This is a genomic window from Curtobacterium sp. PhB172, from assembly GCF_003752545.1.
Taxonomy (GTDB): domain Bacteria; phylum Actinomycetota; class Actinomycetes; order Actinomycetales; family Microbacteriaceae; genus Curtobacterium.
This window is the reverse complement of record NZ_RKIF01000009.1, coordinates 334,665-354,030: the sequence shown is the minus strand read 5'-3', so window position 1 is coordinate 354,030 and position 19,366 is coordinate 334,665. Positions and strand designations below refer to the sequence as shown.

Here is a 19,366-nt window from a genome sequence, read left to right as displayed (position 1 = left end):
GTGCGCTGCGTCGGCGTCGTCTCGTCAGTCGGACTCGGCGTCCCACTTCTCGTTGTTCGCCGCGATGCGGTCGAGCGCGTGCTGCGCTTCCTCGCGCGTGTCGAACGGGCCGATGCGGTCGCGCTGCGGGGACTGCGGACCCTGCTCGACCTGGCCGGTCTTGTCGTTGAACCACCACTGGGACTCGATGCGTTCGTCGCTCATGTCGCCCACCGTACCCAGGTGACTGCCTGGAGGCCCGGTGCCGGCCCGGCGGACCGGCACCGGGCCTCCAGGCAGTCGCGCTCACTCCGTCGGCCGCAGCAGGGGGCGGTTGCGCTCGGCGCGTCGCGCCGCGGCTAGAGTGGTCGGCATGCCCCGGGACGAACACGGACACCTGACCGCCGGCCGCATCTCCCCGCTCCGGCCCGTCCCGAAGGACATCGAGCGCCCGGAGTACGTCGGCAAGGTCGAACCGCACGAGCACGGCCTCGGCGACACGTACTCCCCCGACGAGGTCGAGCGCATCCGCACCGCCGGCCGCATCGCCTCACATGCCATCGACGCCGTCGGGGCGGCGATCCGTCCCGGCGTGACCACCGACGAACTCGACCGCATCGGCCACGAGTTCGTCGTCGCACACGGCGCCTACCCGTCGACGCTCGGGTACCGCGGGTACCCGAAGTCGCTGTGCTCGAGCCTCAACGAGGTCATCTGCCACGGCATCCCCGACGACACCGTCCTGCAGGAGGGCGACCTCGTCAACATCGACATCACCGCCTACAAGGACGGCATGCACGGCGACACGAACCGCACGTTCATCGTCGGGCAGGCGTCGCAGGAGGTCGAGGACCTCGTGACCCGCACCCGGCTCGCCCTCGAGCGCGGCATCAAGGCCGTCGCCCCCGGCCGGCAGGTGAACGTCATCGGCCGCGCCATCGAGGCGTACGCGAAGCGCTTCGGCTACGGCGTCGTCCGCGACTACACCGGCCACGGAGTCGGCCGTGCCTTCCACTCCGGTCTGATCATCCCGCACTACGACGCGCCGCAGTACGACGACGTCATCGAGCAGGGCATGGTGTTCACCATCGAGCCCATGTTGACCCTCGGCGGGATCGAGGCCGACATCTGGTCCGACGACTGGACGGTCTCGACGCGCGACAAGTCGTGGACCGCGCAGTTCGAGCACACCCTCGTCGTCACCGAACGCGGCGCGGAGCTCCTCACCGTCTCCTGACCGGACACCCCTTCCTGACCGGGCACTCCGGCAGGCAACCGAAAGGCACGACAACCTCATGACCTCCCTCGCAGTCGGCGTCGACATCGGTGGTACGGGCATCAAGGGCGCGATCGTCGACGTCGCGTCCGGTGAACTGACCACGGACCGCATCAAGAAGGCCACACCGGAAGGCGGGAAGCCCCACGACATCACCGCCGTCGTCGCCTCGATCCTCGACGAGCTCGCACCGGCGGCCGACGTCCCCGTCGGCGTGTGCTTCCCCGCGATCGTGCGCGACGGCAAGACCATGTCGGCTGCGAACGTCTCGAAGAAGTGGATCGGCTTCGAGGCCGAAGCGCTCTTCGAGAAGGAGCTCGGCCGCGCGATCCACTTCGTCAACGACGCCGACGCCGCCGGGTTCGCCGAGCAGCAGTTCGGTGCGGCGAAGGGCAAGGACGGCCTGGTGATCGTGACCACCCTGGGTACCGGGATCGGCAGCGCGCTCATCAACGACGGTGTGCTCATCGTGAACTCGGAGCTCGGGCACCTGGAGATCGACGGGCACGACGCCGAGTCGCGCGCGTCCTTCGCAGCCAAGGAGCGCGACGACCTGTCGTGGAAGCACTGGGCGAAGCGTCTGCAGACCTACTACTCGACGCTCGAGGCCCTGCTCTCCCCCGAGCTCTTCGTCGTCGGCGGCGGCGTGTCGAAGCAGTACGAGGAGTTCCTGCCGCTGCTCGACCTGCAGGCGGAGATCATCCCGGCGACGCTGCGCAACAACGCCGGCATCATCGGTGCCGCGACCCTGGCTGCCCGCAGCGCCTGACCCGCAGGTCGGTCGGACCGTCGACCCCGCTCCCACCGGCCCGCACCGTGCACCGTGCGGCGTCGGTGCGATTCGACGCGCCCGGCCGCTGGCGCCGAGGTTCCACGACTCGCCGTCTGCGGTTCGCCGAGGTTCCGCGGAGACCCCTCGTACGTGCCGACATGCCGAGATTTCGGAACCTCGGGGGCCGTGGCCGGGGCCGGGCCGAGGCACGGGCGCGGGGCCGGTAGACTCGGACCTGCGAATGGGTCGGTGAGACGGTCGCGTCACTCCCCCGGGAGTGCCGAGGAACGTCCGGGCTCCACAGAGCAGGGCGGTGGGTAACACCCACCCGGAGCAATCCGCGAGACAGTGCCACAGAAAGCAGACCGCCGGCGGCAACGTCGGTAAGGGTGAAACGGTGGTGTAAGAGACCACCAGGGGTCCGGGTGACCGGATCCGCTCGGTAAACCTCGCCCGGAGCAAGGTCAGACAGAGGACGCTGAGGCTGCTCGCCGAGTCCTCGGGTAGACCGCTGGAGGCCGACGGCAACGTCGGTCCGAGAGAGATGGCCGTCACCGCCGTGCAAGCGGCGGGACAGAACCCGGCGTACGGCCGGCCCATTCGCCCCACTTCCACGAGACCCGTGCCCGACGCACGGTGCGGCGCTCGCGATCCCGTGCGAGGTTGCACGCTCGGTGCAGCGCCACAAGGCCGCACCGAGCGTGCAACCTCGCACCAGGCGACGGACCCCGCACCGTGCGCCCCCGCACCGCGCGCCCGTGCACCGTGCGCCGCAGACGGGAGGCGCGGTGCCAGCTGGCTCCGCGCCTGCCGTCGGCAGCGTGCGAGCGCCTACAGCCCGGACTCGGCCGTGCGCACCAGGATCGCGTCGCTGTCCGGGCACAGCACCACGTCGTCCGGCGCGGCCCGGCGGATGTCCTGCAGGTCCGAGTTGTTCAGCGCCACGCCCGACGCCGTCGACACCCCACCCTGCAGCAGCGACGCACCGAAGCCGTAGCGGGCACGCTGCCGGTCGTAGAGTGCGAGCAGCTCGGCCGGCACCTTCGCGGCGACGTCGGTCCGGGCCTGCTCGGCAGAAGCACGGTCGGACGACAGGCGCGCGATCTCGGCGTCACGCTCGGCGACCAGGCCGGAGCGCGCGGCCTCGACGTCGGCGAGCTGCGCCTCGATGTCGCCGACCCGGGCGCGCAGGCCGTCGAGGTTCTCCATGACCTCGAGCTCGGCGGTCTCGAGGCCACCGATGCGGCGCTGCAGCGACTCGAGCTCGTTCTGCAGCCCGGTCGCGTCCTTCGAGTTCGACACGTTCTGCAGCATCGTGGTGTCGCGTTCGACGCGGGCCTGCGCGGTGGCGGTGTCGGACTCCAGGCGAGCGAGTTCGCGTTCGGCGTCCTCGACCAGGCCGGTCGCGGCGACGAGTTCGCTGCGCAGCCCGGCGGCCTTGGTGCCGAGTCCGGTGAGCTGGTCGCCCTTCTGCAGCGACGTGATGCGGTGCGCGATGCGGGTGACGTCGTTGTCGAGTCGTTGGACGTCGAGGAGGATGACCTGGTCCTCGGGTGCTGCCTTCATGGTCAGACTCCTTCAGTGGGGGTGGTGGGTTCGGCCGCCGGCAGGACCGCGAAGTCCCACGGGTCGGTGCGGAGGTCGCTCACGGTGACGCGGACGCCCGCGGCCTGGCGCAGTTGCGCGGCCGCGACGTCGAGCCAGAGCCACTCGGTGGCCCAGTGCGAGGTGTCGATGAGGGCGGGACCGCCGCCGAGCAGCGCCTGTTCGCGGAACTCGGACGCCGGGTGGTGGCGGAGGTCGCTCGTGATGTACACGTCGGCAGCGAGGACGGCGGGGTGGCCGAGCAGCGAGTCCCCCGCGCCGGCGCACAGTGCCACGGTGCGGACGGGCTGGTCGAAGTCGCCGGACACCCGGACCCCGGTCGCGGTGGGCGGCAGCAGGTCGACGAGTTTCCGTGCCAGGGCGCCGAGGGTCGTGCCCTCGGCGAGGAGCCCGACGCGGCCGATGCCCGTCGCGGGGTCGGCTCCGGCGTCGAGCGGTCGCTGGTCGGTCAGGCCGATCCGGTCGGCGAGCACGGCCGAGGTCCCCGTGGTGACGACGTCGGCGTTGGTGTGGGCCGCGATCAGGGCGCTGCCACCGCGCACCAGGGTCGCGAGGACGCTGCCCTTGTACGTCGACTCGGCGATCGTCGTGACGCCGCGCAGCAGCAACGGGTGGTGCGTGAGCAGGAGCCCGGCACCGAGCTCGACCGCTTCACGCGCGGTCGCGGGGACGGCGTCGACGGCCAGGTGGACGTGCTCGACGATGGCGTCCGGATCCCCGGCGACCAGTCCGACGGCGTCCCACGACTCGGCTCCTGCGGCGGGCCACAGGTCTTCGATCACGGCCTGGAGTTCGCGGAGCGTCGGCATCCGGTCAGTCTACCGAGCCGACCGCGTCGGCACCGGCAGCCGGTCCGCGCGGGGTGATCCGGGCCTCCCGGTCAGCGGCGACCGAGCGCACGGAGCAGGCCGGCGACGAGTCGCGACCACCAGCCGGGCCGGGCCGGCTCGTCGGTGCCGGTTCCGGTGTCGACGCTCGCCGGGGCGGCCGTCTCGACGACGGGCACGGCGATCGCGTCCGGCAGCACGACGGGAGTGCTCGCGGTCGTGCCCTGATGGGCGGTGAGGGCGGCCGCGAACGCGGCACGGTCGATGACCGTCGGCCCGGTGGCGGGCTGGACGAGCGGCGTGGGTCGCGTGTTCGCGGACACCGGCGACACGGCCGGGAGGCCCAGCACCGGTCGCACGGGCTCGTCGCGTTCCGGGGCGACCAGCGCCACGGCCGGGGTCGCCGTGACGACGTCGGCTCCCGGTGCGGCTGCTGCCGTCGGTGCGGGGCGGACCACGGCGACAGCGGGAGCGGGAGCGACGCCGGTCACGACGGCGACCGGAGCGGTCGCGGCACGGCGGGCGGCTGCACGGTCGCGTCGGTCCGACTCGGCGGCGGCGTCCTCGAGCAGGTCCGCGAAGACGGTCTGGGCGAAAGCGCGGGCCGCGGTGACCTCGGGGTCGTCCGCGCCGTCGACGGTGGCCTCCCAGGCGGCGAGGCGGGCGAGGTCCTCGTCGCGGCGACGGACCTCGTCCTCGAGCAGCACGATCCGCTCGATGGTGCTGCGACCGGTGGACGACGAGACCTCGATCGCGAGGTCCTCGATGCGCAGGGCGAGGCGCTCCGGCGGTTCCGGGAACGACGGTGCGCAGACGGCGGCGTGCCGGGCGCGGTCGCGGCGGAACGCGGGGGCTGCAGGCGCGGTGCCGGCGTCAGGCGCAGTGCCGGTTTCGGGCGCGGCGACTGCTGCAGCCGCGGTGCTGGGGTCCGGCGTCTGGACGGCGGTGGCGTCGGCCACGGCGCCGGGGCGCTGCACCGGGCCGGTGACGGGCGGGACCACGAGGTCCGCCACGTACGGCGTGCGCGTCGCCGGGGCGTCGCGGAGCCACTCCTCGACCTCGCGACCGAACGGGTCGACGAGGGGGGTGCGTGCACCGGACTGGGTCTCCATGTCCGAAGGATAAATATCGCGCGCGCAGAAACTCAGGACATCCGCGGTGTGTCGCAGCAATCCCTGCCATATCGCCCCGAACGTGAACGGCGTGTCGCCCGTCGCCCCGGGGGTCGGGTCAGAGCGTCTGCTCGAACGCGCCGAGGAGCTCCCGACCTGCGGGCCAGGCGCCGACACCGCTGGCGACGTTGACGTGGCCGAGCGGGCCGACCCGGAGCACCGCGGCCCCCATCGTCTCCGCGAACACCAGAGCACGGTCGGCGGTGCAGTACGGGTCGTCGTCGCTCACCACCAGGCGGGTCGGAACGCGGGCCGCTGCGGTGCCGGCCGGGATCGGGCGGGGCGCGGGGAACCCGGCGGCGGCGGCGGGGAAGCCCGGTGCCGCGGGGTCCGGCGGCGCGACGAGGAAGGCGCCGGCGACGGTGGGACCGGCGGCACCCGCGGCGTCTGCGGCGTCTGCGGCGAGCCAGTCGGCGACGGCGAGCACGCCCAGGCTGTGCGCCACGAGCACCGGCGGTTCGGCGCACGACGCGACCGCGCGGGAGATGGCGTCTCGCCAGTCCTCCGGGTCCGGCTCACCCCAGGACGCCGGTGCGATGCGGACGGCGTCGTCACCGCGCTCCCGCTGCCAGACGGACTGCCAGTGCTCCGCATCGGAGTTCCAGATCCCGGGCACGATCACCCACGGTCGAGGTCTGCTCACCCGGGCAGCGTAGCGAACCCCGGACGGACCTAGCGCTGCAGGGTGTCGCGCGGGTACTCGGAGAAGCGCGCTGCGTACGCCGCCGAGAACCGGCCGAGGTGTGCGAAGCCCCACCGCATCGCCACGCTCGCCACGGTCAGGTCGCCCGTCGACGCACGGCGGAGCTCCTCGCGCACGCGGTCGAGACGGATCCCGCGGAGCATCGCGTTCGGGGCGGTGCCGACCTGCCGCTGGAACGCCTGCTGCAGGCCGCGGACGCTCAGCCCGACGTGCTCGGCGACGTCGGTGGTCGAGATCGGCGTGTGCGCGAAGGCGTGCATGTACTCGACGGCCTCGCGGACACGGCCGGTAGCGCCCTGCGGCAGGGGGACGTCCGGGGCCAGCAGCTTGTGCGGGAAGGTCCGGAGCAGGGACTGGGCGGTGTCCCGGGCGACCTCTGCAAGGGCGAGCGAACTGACCGACGCCCGACCGAGCACGACCGCCGCGGCACGCTGGACCTGCGCGTTCCAGCCCCGGAGCTCGGCCGTGCGCGGCGTCGCCGTGTGGTCGAAGACGAGCGGACCCGGCTGCGCACCGTGGACCTCGGCCGCGACGCGCTCCAGGGCGGTGCGGTCGAACTGCACCAGGCTCTGCCGGACGTCCTGCAGGTCGAAGGCGAAGGGCCGGCCGGTCGGGAACATCATCGGGCTGGCGGGCGTGAACGCGACCTCTTGCCGGCCGATGTCGACGCGCCCGCCGCCGTCCGTGGTCCACATGACGACGTACTCGTCGGTGACGTCCAGCTCACCCTGCATCCGCGCGTCGAACCGGGTCGATCGGAACGACATCACGTCGTCGCCGACGACGCGGAACCGGTACGCGAACGGACGCTCCGTGCGGGTCGCGGTGAAGCCCACACTGGCGTAGGCGTCCTCGTACATGTGCACGGCAGCGTCGAGATCGGCCCCCGACGTCTCGAAGCTGATCCTGGGATCCGGTTCGGCTGTCATCGCGCGAATCGTGACACGGCAGCCAGGAACCCCGGGAATCCCCCGCGGCTCCTTGCGGATTGTGGCCCACGGAGTGCGCGAGACGGACGAAGCGACCGGTCGCGTGGTGGCGGTCAGTGCCGGGCGCGCAGGACCGTCCACCGGTTCTCGTCGGCGATCCGCTCGTACCGCAGGTCGTCCACGACCATCCGGACCAGGGCGAGGCCGCGGCCGCTCTCGGCGAGTCCGTCGGGCAACTCGGCCGACTCGGTGTCCACGGTGGCGGCGACGCCGTCGTCGGAGAGCAGTGCCGCGAACCGGTCCGCTCCGATCTCGAGGCGCAGGCGGCATGAGACTCCCTCCGGGCGTGTCCCGTGCTCGATCACGTTCGAGGTGAGTTCGACGATCGCGAGCTCGAGGGCCATCCGGTCCTCGACGGAGACCGAGGGTTCGTGCTGCCACACGCCCGCCAGGAACTCGTGCACGGCGGACACGTCGTCCGGCGGGCACGACAATGCGAGCGTGTGCTCGGCGGCCGAGGCGGTCATCACCAGTCGGTGACCGCCGCGTCCCCGTCGGGGTACGTGCGGAGGATCTTGTCGATGTTGGAGAGCTGCAGGACCATCTGCACCTGCTCGGACGGCGCCGCGATGCGGAGGTCGCCGCCCGCCTGCCGCGCGGTCTTCAGGCTGCCGACCAGCGCGCCGAGCCCGGACGAGTCCATGAACTCGACACCGGAGAGCTCGACCACGACGCGGGCACGTCCGTTGTCGACGACCTTCGCGACCGCCTCGCGGAACGCGGGGGCGGACACCATGTTGAGGCGCCCGCTGCACTCGAGTACCGCGGTGTCGGGCTGCGCTTCGTGTACGACGATGTCCATGCCGGGTGGTCTCCTCTGATCGGTGCGCCTTGCAACCAGCAACCTACCGGCTCCGCCGTGTCAGGTCCCACTGCGGTCCCGACGCGTCGCGGTGACCTGCACCACGACGGCTGCGGCCATGAGTGCCGCCATGACCCCGCCCATCGCCAGTGCGGTCCCGCCGAGCGCGCCGGCGAGCGGTGTCCCGAGGCCGCCGATCCCGAACGTCAGGCCGCCCTGCAGGGCCGCGGCCGTCCCCGGGTGCGCCGCCCCGACGTGCTGCGTCCGGGTCATCGCGGCGGGCAGCACGAAGCCCCACGCACCCGTGACGACCGCGAGCGCGCACCAGACCGGCACCGGACCGAGGTCGAGCAGCGCCGAGACGAGGACCGCCGCCGCACCCGCGGTGCCGACGAGCAGGCCGACGGTGAGCAGGGAGTCCTCGGAGAACCGTCCGACGACCCGGCCGAACACCAGCGTGGTGACGATCATCATCGAGGCGTTCGTGGCGAAGACCAGCGTGTACATGCCCTCGGAGAAGCCGAACTGGGTCTGGAACACGAACGAGCTGGTCGCGATGTACGCGAAGAACCCCACGGTGGACAGCACCCCGCTCAGCACGTAGGCCCGGAACCGCGGGATCGCCAGCAGTTCGCGGATGCGTCGACCGTTCGCGGCGAAGCCCACGCCCCCGCGTCGCTCCGGCGGCAGGGTCTCGCGGAACCGCAGCACCACCATCGCGAAGAACATCGCGCCGAGCACCGCCAGCACGACGAACATGATCCGCCACGTGCCGAACGTCAGCACGGCGCCCCCGGCCAGGGGTGCCACGACGGGGCCGATCGCGTTGATCGCGGCGAGCGTGCCGAAGACCTTCGCCATCCGGGTCCCACTCGACACGTCCGACACCATCGCCCGGCCGGCGACCGCTCCGGCTGCTCCACCGAGCCCCTGCGCGATGCGGGCGAGGACGAGCGTGACGACGTCCGGCGCGAGGGCGCACCCGACCGAGGCGAGCGCGAACACCGCGGTGCCGACGACGAGCATCGGCCGCCGGCCGACCCCGTCGCTGACGGGTCCGACGAGCAACTGCCCGACCGCGAAGGCGACGAGGAACGCCGTGAGCGACAACTGCACGGCACCGGGGGTCGTGCCGAGGTCGTGGGCGATCTGCGGGAGCGCCGGGATGTACATGTCCGTGGCGAACGGCGACACCCCGACGATCAGGGCCAGCGGCACGATCGGCGGCAGGGTGGTCGTGGTCGGCTTCCGGGTGCGCTCCGTCGTCACGACCGACACGCTACGCGCACCCGAATCGATTCGACGGGGGTACGGCGTGCGCGCAGGCGGACAGGAGGCCGGTGGCGGCACCGCCACGGGCCTCCTGTCCGCCTCGGCCGGCGTCAGCCGGTGTTCTGCAGGCCGGCGGCGATCCCGTTCACGGTGAGCAGGAGCAGACGGTGGTCGGCGTCGGTCGGGTCGGTGCTGCCCGTCGTCCGGATGGACCGGAGCGCGCGGAGCTGCAGGTGCGACAGGGCGTCGACGTACGGGCTGCGCAGGCGCACGGCCCGGGCCAGGACCGGACGGTCCTCGAGCACGTCGCTGCCGCCCGAGATCCGGAGCACCCAGTCACGGGTCCGCGTCATCTCGTCGAGCACCTTGGCGGCGAGGTCGTCGCGGTCGGCGAGCTCGAGGTACCGGCGGGCGATGTGCTCATCGGTCTTCGCGAGCGACATCTCGACGTTCTTGATCATCGCGCCGAACAGCGGCCACTCGGCGTACGCGGCCCGCAGGACGTCGACGTCACCGACCGCCTCGAGCGCGGAGCCGAGCCCGTACCAGCCGGCCAGGTTGATCCGCGCCTGGGTCCACGAGAACACCCACGGGATCGCCCGGAGGTCCTCGAGCGACTCGACCGACAGCCCGCGGCGGGCCGGGCGGGAGCCGAGCGGGAGCAGACCGATCTCCTCCATCGGGGTGACCCGTGCGAACCACGGAGCGAACCCGTCCGCCTTGACCAGCTCGTAGAACGCGACGCGCGACACGTCGTCCAGCTGCTGCGCGAGGTCGGCGAACCGGGTGGCAGCAGCGGCCGTGCGCGACTCGTTGGACGGCGACGACGCGAACAGGGTGGCCGAGGCCATCTGCTCGAGGTGACGGGCCGCGATGTCCTGGTCGCCGTACTGCGCGAAGATGACCTCGCCCTGTTCGGTGAGCTTCAGGCGACCGTCGATCGATCCCGGCGGCTGCGCGAGGACGGCCTCGTTGGCCGGCCCGCCGCCGCGGCCGAGTGAACCGCCGCGGCCGTGGAACAGGGTGAGCTCGACCTCGTTGTCCCGCGCCCAGTCGGCGATGCGGGCCTGGGCGTCGTAGAGCGCCAGGTTCGCGGAGACCGGACCGACGTCCTTCGACGAGTCCGAGTAGCCGAGCATGACCTCGAGCCGACGGCCGGTCGCGGCCAGGCGACGCTGGAACGTCTCGGTGCGGACGGCCTCGTCGAGGATGTCGACGCTGGCGTGCAGGTCGGCGAAGGTCTCGAACAGCGGGATGACGTCGAGCACCGGCGCGGCCTCGGGCGAGCCGAGTGCGGCGACGGCGAGCTCGTGCACGTTCGCCAGGTCCGCCGCCGACTGCGTGAAGGACACGATGTACCGGCTGGCGGCACGGACCCCGTAACGGTCCTGCAGGTCGGCGATGGTCCGGAAGACCGCGAGGACCTCTTCGGTGGTCTCGCTCAGCGCGCCGCCGGCCCGGATCTCCGCCAGGGCGGTGCGGTGCACCTGCGAGTGCTGCCGGACCTCGAGCTCGGCCAGGTGGAACCCGAAGGTCTCGACCTGCCAGATGAGGTTCTGCAGCTCGCCGTTCGCCGGCCGGATCGCGCCGGCGGCGACGAGCGACGCCTGGATCGTGCGGAGGTCGGCGAGCAGGGCGTCCGGTCCGTCGTACGCGAGCGGCGTCGTGCCCTGGCGGGTGGCGTCGATGCGCGCGGCGGTGAACAGGAGCGCGCGGCGGTGCGTCTCGTTCGGGGCGCGGACACCGATGCGCTCGGCGATGCCCGGGTCGAGCGACTCCTGCGCCGCCACGAGCGCGGTGAGCCCGGCGTCGGCCGGGGTGTCGCTCGCGTCGAGGGTCAGGGCACTGCCGATGCGGGTGGTGGCGCGGGTGAGCCCGATCAGGATGTGCTCGGCCGCGATCTCCGCAGCCTGGCGCGTGATGTCGGCGGTCACGTACGGGTTGCCGTCGCGGTCGCCACCGATCCAGGTGCCGAACCGCACGAACGCGGGCGCCGACACCGGTGCACGTCCGGCGTCGTCGCCCTGCAGCCGGTCGTCGAGCAGGCGGTAGACCTGCGGGACGATCTCGAACAGCGTCTGGTCGAAGACGCTCATGGCGGTGCGGACCTCGTCGAGCGGGGTCGGGCGGGTCGTGCGGAGCGGCGAGGTGCGCAGGAGCGTCGTGATCTCCTCGAGCAGCCGTCGCTCGTTCTCGGCACGCGCGGTGGCGTTCTTCGAGCGGTCGCGCTCGTCGATGAGGTCCGTGATGCGCCGCACGCCCGTGGTCACCGCACGACGGCGGGCCTCGGTCGGGTGTGCGGTCAGCACCGGGTGGAACCGCAGCGTCCGGAGTCGCTCGGCCGCCTCGGCCTCGCCGACCTCGGCCACGAGTTCTGCGTAGGTCGCCGGGAACGAGTCGCCGGCCAGGCCGCCGTCGTCGCCGCGCTGCCGGAGCACCCGCACGCGGTGGTGCTCCTCGGCCAGGTTCGTGAGGTGGAAGTACGTCGTGAAGGCCTGCGCCACCGCTTCGGCGCGCTCGGCCGACATCGCGGACACGAGGGTCTGCGCGCGGGCAGCACCCTCGGCGTGGTCGCCCTCGTAGGCGTCGATCACGGCCGCACGCAGCGACTCCACGTCACGCAGCAGCTCGTCGCCACCGTTCTCGCGCAGCACCCGGCCGAGCAGGTTGCCGAGGTAGCGCACGTCGGCGCGCAGGTCACTGTCGACCGCGCCGCTGACGTCGTCCCGAGCGCGCTCATGGCGCGCCGATCCGTCGATCGCCGTCATGGGGTCCTTTCGGGGTCGTCCGGGAACACCGTCCCGGCTCCGAGCAGCGTATCGGCCCGCGGCCACCCGTGACGTCGACCGTCCGGACGGATCAGCGGGCGGGGTGTGTGGAGCGCGTACCCGCGCGCAGCGCGCGCACGCACGGAGGACGCCGGGATCGCGACGCGTGGCGGGAGCACCCCTGCAGTTGCGACGCGGTCCGCGATCCCGGCGGGTCTGTGGTCGGCGCGGATCGGCTCGGTTCGGCTCGGATCAGCGCGGATCAGCGCGGATCAGCGCGGATCGGCTCGGTTCAGCGAGCTGGGCCTGCGCGGCGGAGTGGACCTCGACGATCTGCACCCGCGCCGAACGGCGGTCGGTCAGCGGCGACGTCCAGGGCACGATGACCTGTTCCTCGTCGCCGTCGTCGAGCCGGGCGATCCAGACACCGGCGATCGCGTCGATCTCGGTCATCGTCGCGGCCACGGCGGTCGCGGCCCCGTTCGCGCGGACGATCGCCAGGTTGTCGACCGCGTGGTCGGCGTTCATGTGCCGGAGGATCGCTCGGCGCGCCTCGTCGTCGAAGGGCTCGGTCACGCGGTCACCGCCACGTCGCCGGCCCCGTCGGTCACCGGTCGACGCCGGGCGTCGAGCCCCTCGAGCAGGCCGCTGTTGAGCGAGTACGCCAGTTCGACCTCGGCGATGACCCGCTCCTGCTCGTCGGCCGTCCACGGCGCCGCGTCGAGCTGCGCACGGTAGGTGTCCTTGAAGGCACTCGGGTCCGCGACCTGGTCGAAGATGTAGAACAGGACGCCGTTCGTGTCGAAGCCGAACTGGTCGGAGAGCATCCGCCCGATCACCTGCCCGCCGGACAGGTCGCCGAGGTACCGCGTGTAGTGGTGCGCGACGAAGCCGCCCGGCCACTCGGCCGCGACCTCGTTGAGCCGCCGCACGTACGCCGTCGTGGCGGGGAGCGGGCAGACCAGCTCGGACCAGTCCGGGCCGATCAGGTACTCGAGGTCGGCGCGGATCGCCGGCATCCGGGTGAGCTGCGAGGTGACGAACGGCGCCGCCACCGGGTGGTCCGCCATCCGCTCGGCCGCACGTTCGAGGGCGTCGTAGACGAACGAGTACTGTCCGAGCAACGCCGCGTAGTCGGCGACGTCACACTTCCCGCCGAGCAGGTCGTGCATGAAGCCGTTCCCGGCCGAGGAACCGTGCGAGCGACGCGTGCGCTTGCGCAGCAGCTCGGAGAACGGGATGACGGTCGTGTCCATGAGGTAAGGCTAACCTTAGTTCGACAAACGTCAAGCAGGAGAGAGGACGCTCGTACCGATGAGCTCCAAGCCCAAACGCCCCCAGCACGTCTTCGTCGTCGACCGCACCGAGCGACTGTCGCCCCACATGGTGCGCGTCCACCTCGGCGGACCGGCCTTCGACGACTTCGTGGGCACGGCCGACCCGGACAAGCTGGCCGCCACCGACAAGTACGTCAAGCTCCTGCTCGCCAAGCCGTCGCTCGGCCTCGAACCCCCGTACGACCTCGAGGAACTGCGCGAGACGCTGCCGAAGCAAGACCGACCGGCCCGCCGCACGTACACGGTGCGGGCTGTCGACCACACCGCGAAGACGATCGCCGTCGACTTCGTCGTGCACGGCGACGACGGACTCGCCGGGCCCTGGGCCGCAGCGGCGCAGCCCGGCGACAAACTCGCCCTGTCCGGTCCCGGCGGTGGCTACGCGCCTGTCGACGACCCGGCCGTCACCCACGTCCTCCTCGGCGACGACAGTGCCCTGCCGGCCATCGGCGCCGCGCTGGAGTCGATGTCCGACACGGCCACGGGAGTCGCCCTGGTCGAGGTTGCCGGCCCTGCCGACGAGCAGGACATCGCGCACCCGGCGGGGGTCGACCTGCGGTGGCTGCACCGCGACGCCACCGGCGCCCAGCCGGGCACGCTCCTGCTGGACGCGGCCCGGGCGCTGCCCCGTGCCTCCCGGCCGGTCCAGGTGTTCGCACACGGCGAGCGGACCGCGATGAAGGCGATCCGTCGGCTGCTGCAGGACGACTGGGGGCTCGAGAAGCGCGAGATGTCGCTGTCGGCGTACTGGGCGCTCGGCCGCGGTGAGGACCAGTTCCAGGAGGAGAAGCGCGAGCCGGTCGGCGTGATCTTCACCGACTGATCGGTCTCGGCCTGCCCGGTTCTTCCCAGAGCGGATGCGGTGGGAAGCGGAAACGGGCGTACCTGGTCGTTCCAACTGACCAGGTACGCCCGGTTTCGGTAGGTGCGCACCGGTTCGGCGTGAGTCCGCCTGGTTCGGGCAGGGACGCCCGGTTCTTCCCAGAGCGGATGCGATGGGAAGCGGAAACGGGCGTACCTGATCGTTCCAACCGACCAGGTACGCCCGTTTCAGGCAGGTACGCGCCGGTCCGGCGCGGGTGCGCAGGGCGGACGGGAGGCACGGGGTGCGTCGGTGGGTCCGGCTAGCGTTCCGGGCATGGTCACCTCGTCGTGCTGCGTGCCGGGTTGCGCAGGTCCCGCTGCGGACGCGCTCACGGGTGTGCCCCTGTGCGCGACGCACGTCGCCCTGGTGACGGAGTTCGCGGCCGAGCACGTCGGCGTCGAGGACACCCTGCCGGGGCCGTGCCCGATGTGCGGATCCCGCGTCGGGGTGCGGTTCCCGACGGGCTTCGTCTGCGCGCGGTGCGAGTGGCGGTGGGGCGACGTGCCCGATGGCGACCTCGCTCCCCCGCGGGTCGACGTCGTGTACTACCTGCGGATGCGCGACGACTTCGGCGACCGGGTGAAGATCGGCACGACGATGAACCCGAAGCAGCGGCTGGCCGCGATCCCGCACCAGGACCTCCTGGCCTTCGAGCGGGGCGACCGGACGCTCGAACGTCGGCGGCACGCCCAGTTCGCGGCCGCCCGGTACCCCGGCACCGAGTGGTTCCGGGCGACACCGGAGCTGCTCGCGCACGTCGACGCCGTCGCGGCCGGCGTGGACGACCCGTGGGACCTGCACGCCCGGTGGACGAGCGAAGCACTGGCCCTGCGCGGCTGACCGAGCGGGCCGGAGCGCGTCCGCGCCGGCGGCCCGCCCACGTCGGCGGGCCGCCCACGCCGGTCAGGCCGCGCGGAGCATCCGGTCGGCGGTGCGCAGGGAGAGCGCCATGATCGTCAGCGCCGGGTTCGCGATGACGGCGCTCGGGAACACCGAGTTGTCGGCGATCCACAGGTTCGGGACGTCCCACGAGCGGCCGTCCGGGTCGACGACCGAGGTCTCGCGGTCCGCGCCCATGCGTGCCGTGCCGATGGTGTGTGCGGTGCGCTCGAGGACCCGGACGTCCTTGCCGCCGGCGGCCTCGACGATGGTCGTCATGGTGCGGATCGCGTGGCGGCGGATCGCGTCCTCGTTCGCGCCCGGGGTGAACGAGACCCGGGCTCGTGGCACGCCGTGCTCGTCGACCTCGTCCGCGAGGACCAGCCGGTTGTCGTCGTAGGGCAGGCACTCGGCGTTGATGCCGACGCCCGCCGAGTGCGGGTAGTCCTGCAGCGCCCGCACGAGCTCGGCGCCGCGCAGGCCGCCGCCCCGGATGAGCGTGTTCGCGAAGGTCTGCGGCTGCACGCCGAGGCTCTGGATCAGGTACCCGCCGGCGAAGTCCGCGTCGGCGGGGCGCACGAAGTCCTCGGTGATGATCGACGACGGGTAACCGCGGTACGAGCGCATCGACTCGTCGAACCGCGCCCAAACCTGGGTGGCGCCGTGCGCGGTGAAGTTCCGGCCGACCTGGTCGTTGCTGTTCGCGAGCCCGGTGTGCAGCAGCAGGCGCGGGGTCTCGATGCCGCCGGCGGCGAGCACGAGGGCCCGGCAGCGCTGCCGGTGTTCGCGGCCGTCGTGGGTGTACAGCACGGCGCTGACCTCGCCGGAAGCATCGAGCTCGATGCCGTGCACGAAGGAGTCCGGCCGGATCTCGGCGCCGAACGCCACCGCGGCGGGCAGGTAGGTGGTGTCCATCGAGACCTTCGCGCCGTTGCGGCAGCCCTGGTGGCACGAGCCGCAGGAAACGCAGGCGTGCCGCAGGCCGTGGTGCTCCTGGTGGCGGTCCTCGGTGGTCAGGCCGACGGGGGCGTCGGTCGCGGTGATGCCGGCGGCCGCTGCCCCGCGCATCATCATGTCCGACGAGGCGTTGCGCGCCGGTGGACGCATCCGGTAGCGGCGGGACGGGTCCCACGGGTAGTGCTCGGGTCCGGCGACCCCGACGTCGTGTTCGACCTGCTCGATCCAGCCGGTGAGTTCGGCGTGGCTGATCGGCCAGTCCTCGCCGACACCGGACGCGGAGCGGAGCGACAGGTCGTGCGTGCTCGGACGCGGGGTGAACGCGCCCCAGTGCAGCGTCGAACCACCGACCCCGGTGCCGCTGTTGTTCGGACCGAACGCCGTCGGTGCGCCGCCGCCGCTCAGCCGCTCGTCCATCCAGTTGATGTCACCGGGGGCGGCGACCTCGTCGGGCACGTGCTCGCCCGGCTCGGTGTTGCGACCGGCCTCGAGGGCGACGACCCGCAGGCCACGTCGGGCCAGGGAGGCCAGCAGGGGCGCTCCGCCGGCTCCGGTGCCGACGACCACCACGTCGACGACGTCGTCCGTGCCGTAGGTGCGCTGTCCGTCGAGTCTCATCGTGCTGCTTCCGTCGTCGTGGTGTCGTCGTGCATGTTGCGCGTGCCGTCGTGCGTGCCGTCGTGCGTGTCGTCGCGGGTGCGCTCGCGGCGGTCGGGTGCGGCTGGCTCCCAGGCCTCGCGCTGGTCGGCGGCGAGCAACTGGAAGCCCTGCTTGCGGACGCCGTCGCCCCCGTTCGCGAAGCCGTCGAAATCGATCGCCGCCATCGTCGCGGGGTGCGCGAGCCAGTGCTTCACGAGGTCGACGCTGGCGTCCTCGTACCAAGTACGCAGCTGCGCTGCGTCCACCTCGGTGTCCAGCACGGCGTCCACCACGTCGTCGCGTCCGGCATCGGGCACACCGTCGGCGCCGTACCGACCGGCGGCCACGTCCTGCAGGGCGTTGTCGAGCACGCCGTCCTGCGCTGGCCCGGCGAGCACGTCGAGCGCTGCCCGGTACGCCTCGACGTCGGTGGGCATGCCGTCGACCCGCCATCCGTCACCGAGCCCCGCGGCGAGCTGGTCGTCGACGCGCAGGGCGAGGTCCACCTGACCGTCGCCGGGCTGCGGCACGACGATGCGCGCGATCGCACGGAGGGTGTCGAGCTGCCGAGCAGTGAGTGCTCGCGGTTCGGCGGACGGGTCGTCGGGCAGCGCGCGGGCCGCCAACAGGGAACGCATCCGCGCGCTGACCCGCGGCGAGGCGATCACCCGTGCCTGCTCGACGGGCACGACGGGCGCCCCGGTGAACCGGCGGGTCCAGAAGTCGCGGATGCGGTCCGCCACCGCCTCGGGCTGCTCCCACGGCAGCAGGTGGGCAGCACCCTCGACGACGTGGAGCTCCGAGTCGGGCCAGTGCGGCAGCGTCAGGCGCCGCTGTGCCTCGGCGTCGAGGTCGCCGTCCTCGGCACCGGCGAGCACGAGTGCCGGCACGGGGTTCGGGGCCGCGTCGGACCAGTCCTCGCGGCTGCCGCGCGTGAGCCACGCGGTCCACGCGCCGGGGTCGGCGCGCTCGACGTCCTGCACGGCCGTCGTGTGTCGCTCGGGCGCCAGGGTGGACGCGGTGTTCGCGTCGACGAACTCGGCGGCGTGCGCCGCGCTGATCGAGCCGTCCGCCGCCCAGGAGAGCATCGCGGCGCGGCGGTCGTCGTCCATCGGTTCGGGCGCGAGCGGCGAGGCCGCGAGCAGCACCACGGCGCGCAACCCGAACAGGCCGTTCGCGCCGGACATCGTGCGGTCGGCGACGACCGTGGCGACCTTGCCGCCCATGGAGTGACCGACGAGTACCCACTCGCTCGCGCCACTGGCGCCGATCGCGCGCTCGACGAGCACGGCCATCTCCTCGACGGTCGTGCCGGACGACGCCGGGCTGCGGCCGAAGCCGGGCAGGTCGATCCCGATGAGTTCGAGGTCGTCGCGGATCAGGGCGCGGCGGAGCAGGGCGAACTCCTCGGAGCTCGCCCCCAACGCGTGGAGGCAGAACGCAGGGGTCACTCCTCTTGCCTACCGGTCGCTCCGCGGTGGACCCAGGCGGGGTGTACCCCGTCGGCGGATCCTGTACCCCGATCGGTCACCGTGCGTACGCGTCCACGAAGAGGTCGCCGCGGATCTCCCGCAGGGTGTCGGCGAGCCGATCGACGGTCCGGCCGGAGATGCCGGACACCTGCAGGTCGTACGGCCCGAGCGCCGGCAGGCGTCCGGTGCGGATGCGGACGACCTCCCAGCCGACGGCGCGGACGGCGCGGTCCTTCCGGCGGTCGGTGTCCTGCCGCGGGCCGACGTGCTCGAGGCCGTGGCGGCCGGTCGAGTCGTACTCGATCGCGACGCGCAGCTCGGGCAGGATGATGTCCGGCCAGACCTCGACGTGGTCGAAGAACGGCCGGTCGAGGCGGATCGCGGAGTGGTCGTAGGTGAACGCGAACCGGTCGGACAGCGCCGCGCGGAGCTCGGCCTCGACCGCGGAGGCCGTCGCCGGGGCGCAGACGCTCGTGAAGGACTCGCCCGAGGGCAGCCGCGGGGTCTTCGGGCAGATCGTGCGGGGCACCGGCTGACTCGGACGTCGCGGCGTGCCCGGCGCCGGTCGACGTGCGCGGGTGCGGCTCGAGGCGACAGCACCGGCCGGGGTCCCGCGGGAGGGCGCGGCCGGCAGGGTCTGGCGACCGGTGGCCCGGACCACCCGCTGCGGGACCGGCACCTGCGACGGCCAGTCGGACGGCAGGACCGGCCAGCGCTGCGGTTGCGCCTGCACCGCGCACTCCGGGCACCACACCGAGCGTCGGCGTTCACGACCCGGCCGGGAGCGCTGTTCGGACGGCGTGGCGACGAAGACGTGGCCGACGTCGCACTCCCACGTCAGCAGGACCTCGGCCGCCGGCGGGACCTGGGTCAGGACGACGCCGTGGTTCCAGTCCGGGTGGTACTGCCGGATGAGCACCGGGTACGGCGCCCAGTCGGCGCGGAACTGCCCGACGGCGTACGGCACCGCCTCGCCGCGCGACCACTGTCGGCGGCGCCACCACGCGTCGACGGGTTCGGCCACGTCCACACGCTAGGCACCGCCACCGACA

The 19,366-nt window shown here is 72.7% G+C and carries 19 protein-coding genes and 1 other RNA gene; 5 read left to right on the top strand and 15 right to left on the bottom strand.

All coding sequences use genetic code 11. The features are described 5' to 3' along the window. Positions 1-24 precede the first annotated feature (24 nt). Positions 25-204 carry an SPOR domain-containing protein gene (locus tag EDF42_RS14010; protein WP_123340507.1) on the bottom strand — a complete coding sequence of 60 codons (180 nt, stop codon included), beginning with the start codon at positions 202-204 and terminating at the stop codon, positions 25-27. 148 nt (positions 205-352) lie between these two features. On the opposite strand from EDF42_RS14010, the gene map reads away from it, so the two are divergent. From map to rnpB, 3 genes are all read left to right on the top strand, one after another. Further along, entirely contained in the window at positions 353-1,216 is an 864-nt protein-coding gene (map, locus tag EDF42_RS14005) for a type I methionyl aminopeptidase (RefSeq protein WP_123672890.1), read from the top strand. Positions 1,217-1,274: 58 nt separating this feature from the next. Then, positions 1,275-2,024, top strand: coding sequence for a polyphosphate--glucose phosphotransferase (ppgK, locus tag EDF42_RS14000; protein WP_111087008.1), 750 nt, complete (start codon positions 1,275-1,277; stop codon positions 2,022-2,024). A gap of 245 nt (positions 2,025-2,269) precedes the next feature. Then, positions 2,270-2,630: RNase P RNA component class A (rnpB, locus tag EDF42_RS13995), an RNA gene on the top strand. Positions 2,631-2,858: 228 nt separating this feature from the next. On the opposite strand, the gene EDF42_RS13990 is transcribed toward rnpB, so the two are convergent. The 11 genes from EDF42_RS13990 to EDF42_RS13940 all read right to left on the bottom strand — a co-directional run bounded on the left by EDF42_RS13990 (position 2,859) and on the right by EDF42_RS13940 (position 13,421). Then, positions 2,859-3,593, bottom strand: coding sequence for a zinc ribbon domain-containing protein (locus EDF42_RS13990; RefSeq protein ID WP_123672798.1), 735 nt, complete (start codon positions 3,591-3,593; stop codon positions 2,859-2,861). A gap of 2 nt (positions 3,594-3,595) precedes the next feature. Then, positions 3,596-4,441: a Nif3-like dinuclear metal center hexameric protein gene (locus tag EDF42_RS13985; RefSeq protein WP_123672796.1), complete on the bottom strand. Its 846-nt coding sequence runs from the start codon at positions 4,439-4,441 to the stop codon at positions 3,596-3,598. 71 nt (positions 4,442-4,512) lie between these two features. Further along, a complete protein-coding gene (locus EDF42_RS13980) occupies positions 4,513-5,571 on the bottom strand; it encodes a hypothetical protein (protein WP_123672794.1) in 1,059 nt (352 codons plus the stop codon). Positions 5,572-5,689: 118 nt separating this feature from the next. Beyond that, complete coding sequence (locus EDF42_RS13975; RefSeq protein WP_123672792.1) at positions 5,690-6,274, bottom strand: alpha/beta hydrolase; 585 nt, start codon at positions 6,272-6,274, stop codon at positions 5,690-5,692. 29 nt (positions 6,275-6,303) lie between these two features. Beyond that, positions 6,304-7,263, bottom strand: a complete 960-nt coding sequence (locus EDF42_RS13970) for an AraC family transcriptional regulator (RefSeq protein WP_123672790.1) — start codon at positions 7,261-7,263, stop codon at positions 6,304-6,306. Positions 7,264-7,376: 113 nt separating this feature from the next. Next, positions 7,377-7,790 carry an ATP-binding protein gene (locus EDF42_RS13965; RefSeq protein ID WP_111085614.1) on the bottom strand — a complete coding sequence of 138 codons (414 nt, stop codon included), beginning with the start codon at positions 7,788-7,790 and terminating at the stop codon, positions 7,377-7,379. Next, positions 7,790-8,125 (bottom strand): STAS domain-containing protein, encoded by a 336-nt coding sequence (locus EDF42_RS13960; protein ID WP_123672788.1) that lies wholly within the window; start codon positions 8,123-8,125, stop codon positions 7,790-7,792. The genes EDF42_RS13965 and EDF42_RS13960 overlap by 1 nt, the downstream gene beginning before the upstream one ends. A 60-nt stretch (positions 8,126-8,185) precedes the next feature. Continuing rightward, on the bottom strand, positions 8,186-9,394 hold the full coding sequence (locus tag EDF42_RS13955) for a multidrug effflux MFS transporter (protein WP_260235506.1): 1,209 nt from the start codon (positions 9,392-9,394) through the stop codon (positions 8,186-8,188). A gap of 113 nt (positions 9,395-9,507) precedes the next feature. Next, on the bottom strand, positions 9,508-12,165 hold the full coding sequence (locus EDF42_RS13950) for a phosphoenolpyruvate carboxylase (protein WP_123672782.1): 2,658 nt from the start codon (positions 12,163-12,165) through the stop codon (positions 9,508-9,510). Positions 12,166-12,417: 252 nt separating this feature from the next. Further along, positions 12,418-12,741 carry a DUF2470 domain-containing protein gene (locus EDF42_RS13945; protein WP_221181031.1) on the bottom strand — a complete coding sequence of 108 codons (324 nt, stop codon included), beginning with the start codon at positions 12,739-12,741 and terminating at the stop codon, positions 12,418-12,420. After that, positions 12,738-13,421: a heme oxygenase (biliverdin-producing) gene (locus tag EDF42_RS13940; protein ID WP_123672780.1), complete on the bottom strand. Its 684-nt coding sequence runs from the start codon at positions 13,419-13,421 to the stop codon at positions 12,738-12,740. The genes EDF42_RS13945 and EDF42_RS13940 overlap by 4 nt, the downstream gene beginning before the upstream one ends. A 58-nt stretch (positions 13,422-13,479) precedes the next feature. On the opposite strand from EDF42_RS13940, the gene EDF42_RS13935 reads away from it, so the two are divergent. Both EDF42_RS13935 and EDF42_RS13930 read left to right on the top strand, forming a co-directional pair. Then, on the top strand, positions 13,480-14,325 hold the full coding sequence (locus tag EDF42_RS13935; RefSeq protein ID WP_123672778.1) for a siderophore-interacting protein: 846 nt from the start codon (positions 13,480-13,482) through the stop codon (positions 14,323-14,325). 315 nt (positions 14,326-14,640) lie between these two features. Next, positions 14,641-15,207, top strand: coding sequence for a GIY-YIG nuclease family protein (locus tag EDF42_RS13930; RefSeq protein WP_185003080.1), 567 nt, complete (start codon positions 14,641-14,643; stop codon positions 15,205-15,207). A gap of 63 nt (positions 15,208-15,270) precedes the next feature. Here the strand turns inward: EDF42_RS13930 and EDF42_RS13925 are convergent, their stop codons facing one another. From EDF42_RS13925 to EDF42_RS13915, 3 genes are all read right to left on the bottom strand, one after another. Continuing rightward, a complete protein-coding gene (locus tag EDF42_RS13925; protein WP_123672776.1) occupies positions 15,271-16,821 on the bottom strand; it encodes a GMC family oxidoreductase in 1,551 nt (516 codons plus the stop codon). Continuing rightward, complete coding sequence (locus EDF42_RS13920) at positions 16,818-18,293, bottom strand: alpha/beta fold hydrolase (RefSeq protein WP_123340493.1); 1,476 nt, start codon at positions 18,291-18,293, stop codon at positions 16,818-16,820. Before EDF42_RS13920 ends, EDF42_RS13925 begins: the two co-directional genes overlap by 4 nt. A 76-nt stretch (positions 18,294-18,369) precedes the next feature. Then, on the bottom strand, positions 18,370-19,338 hold the full coding sequence (locus tag EDF42_RS13915) for a hypothetical protein (RefSeq protein WP_123292853.1): 969 nt from the start codon (positions 19,336-19,338) through the stop codon (positions 18,370-18,372). Positions 19,339-19,366 lie beyond the last annotated feature (28 nt).

Bases quoted from the DNA above. Each gene is read 5' to 3' on its own strand.
- EDF42_RS13940 (WP_123672780.1), bottom strand. From the start codon at position 13,421: ATGGACACGACCGTCATCCCGTTCTCCGAGCTGCTGCGCAAGCGCACG.
- EDF42_RS13990 (WP_123672798.1), bottom strand. From the start codon at position 3,593: ATGAAGGCAGCACCCGAGGACCAGGTCATCCTCCTCGACGTCCAACGA.
- EDF42_RS13970 (WP_123672790.1), bottom strand. From the start codon at position 7,263: ATGACAGCCGAACCGGATCCCAGGATCAGCTTCGAGACGTCGGGGGCC.
- EDF42_RS13930 (WP_185003080.1), top strand. From the start codon at position 14,641: ATGGTCACCTCGTCGTGCTGCGTGCCGGGTTGCGCAGGTCCCGCTGCG.
- EDF42_RS14010 (WP_123340507.1), bottom strand. From the start codon at position 204: ATGAGCGACGAACGCATCGAGTCCCAGTGGTGGTTCAACGACAAGACC.
- EDF42_RS13925 (WP_123672776.1), bottom strand. From the start codon at position 16,821: ATGAGACTCGACGGACAGCGCACCTACGGCACGGACGACGTCGTCGAC.
- map (WP_123672890.1), top strand. From the start codon at position 353: ATGCCCCGGGACGAACACGGACACCTGACCGCCGGCCGCATCTCCCCG.
- EDF42_RS13960 (WP_123672788.1), bottom strand. From the start codon at position 8,125: ATGGACATCGTCGTACACGAAGCGCAGCCCGACACCGCGGTACTCGAG.
- EDF42_RS13980 (WP_123672794.1), bottom strand. From the start codon at position 5,571: ATGGAGACCCAGTCCGGTGCACGCACCCCCCTCGTCGACCCGTTCGGT.
- EDF42_RS13950 (WP_123672782.1), bottom strand. From the start codon at position 12,165: ATGACGGCGATCGACGGATCGGCGCGCCATGAGCGCGCTCGGGACGAC.
- EDF42_RS13985 (WP_123672796.1), bottom strand. From the start codon at position 4,441: ATGCCGACGCTCCGCGAACTCCAGGCCGTGATCGAAGACCTGTGGCCC.
- ppgK (WP_111087008.1), top strand. From the start codon at position 1,275: ATGACCTCCCTCGCAGTCGGCGTCGACATCGGTGGTACGGGCATCAAG.
- EDF42_RS13965 (WP_111085614.1), bottom strand. From the start codon at position 7,790: ATGACCGCCTCGGCCGCCGAGCACACGCTCGCATTGTCGTGCCCGCCG.
- EDF42_RS13935 (WP_123672778.1), top strand. From the start codon at position 13,480: ATGAGCTCCAAGCCCAAACGCCCCCAGCACGTCTTCGTCGTCGACCGC.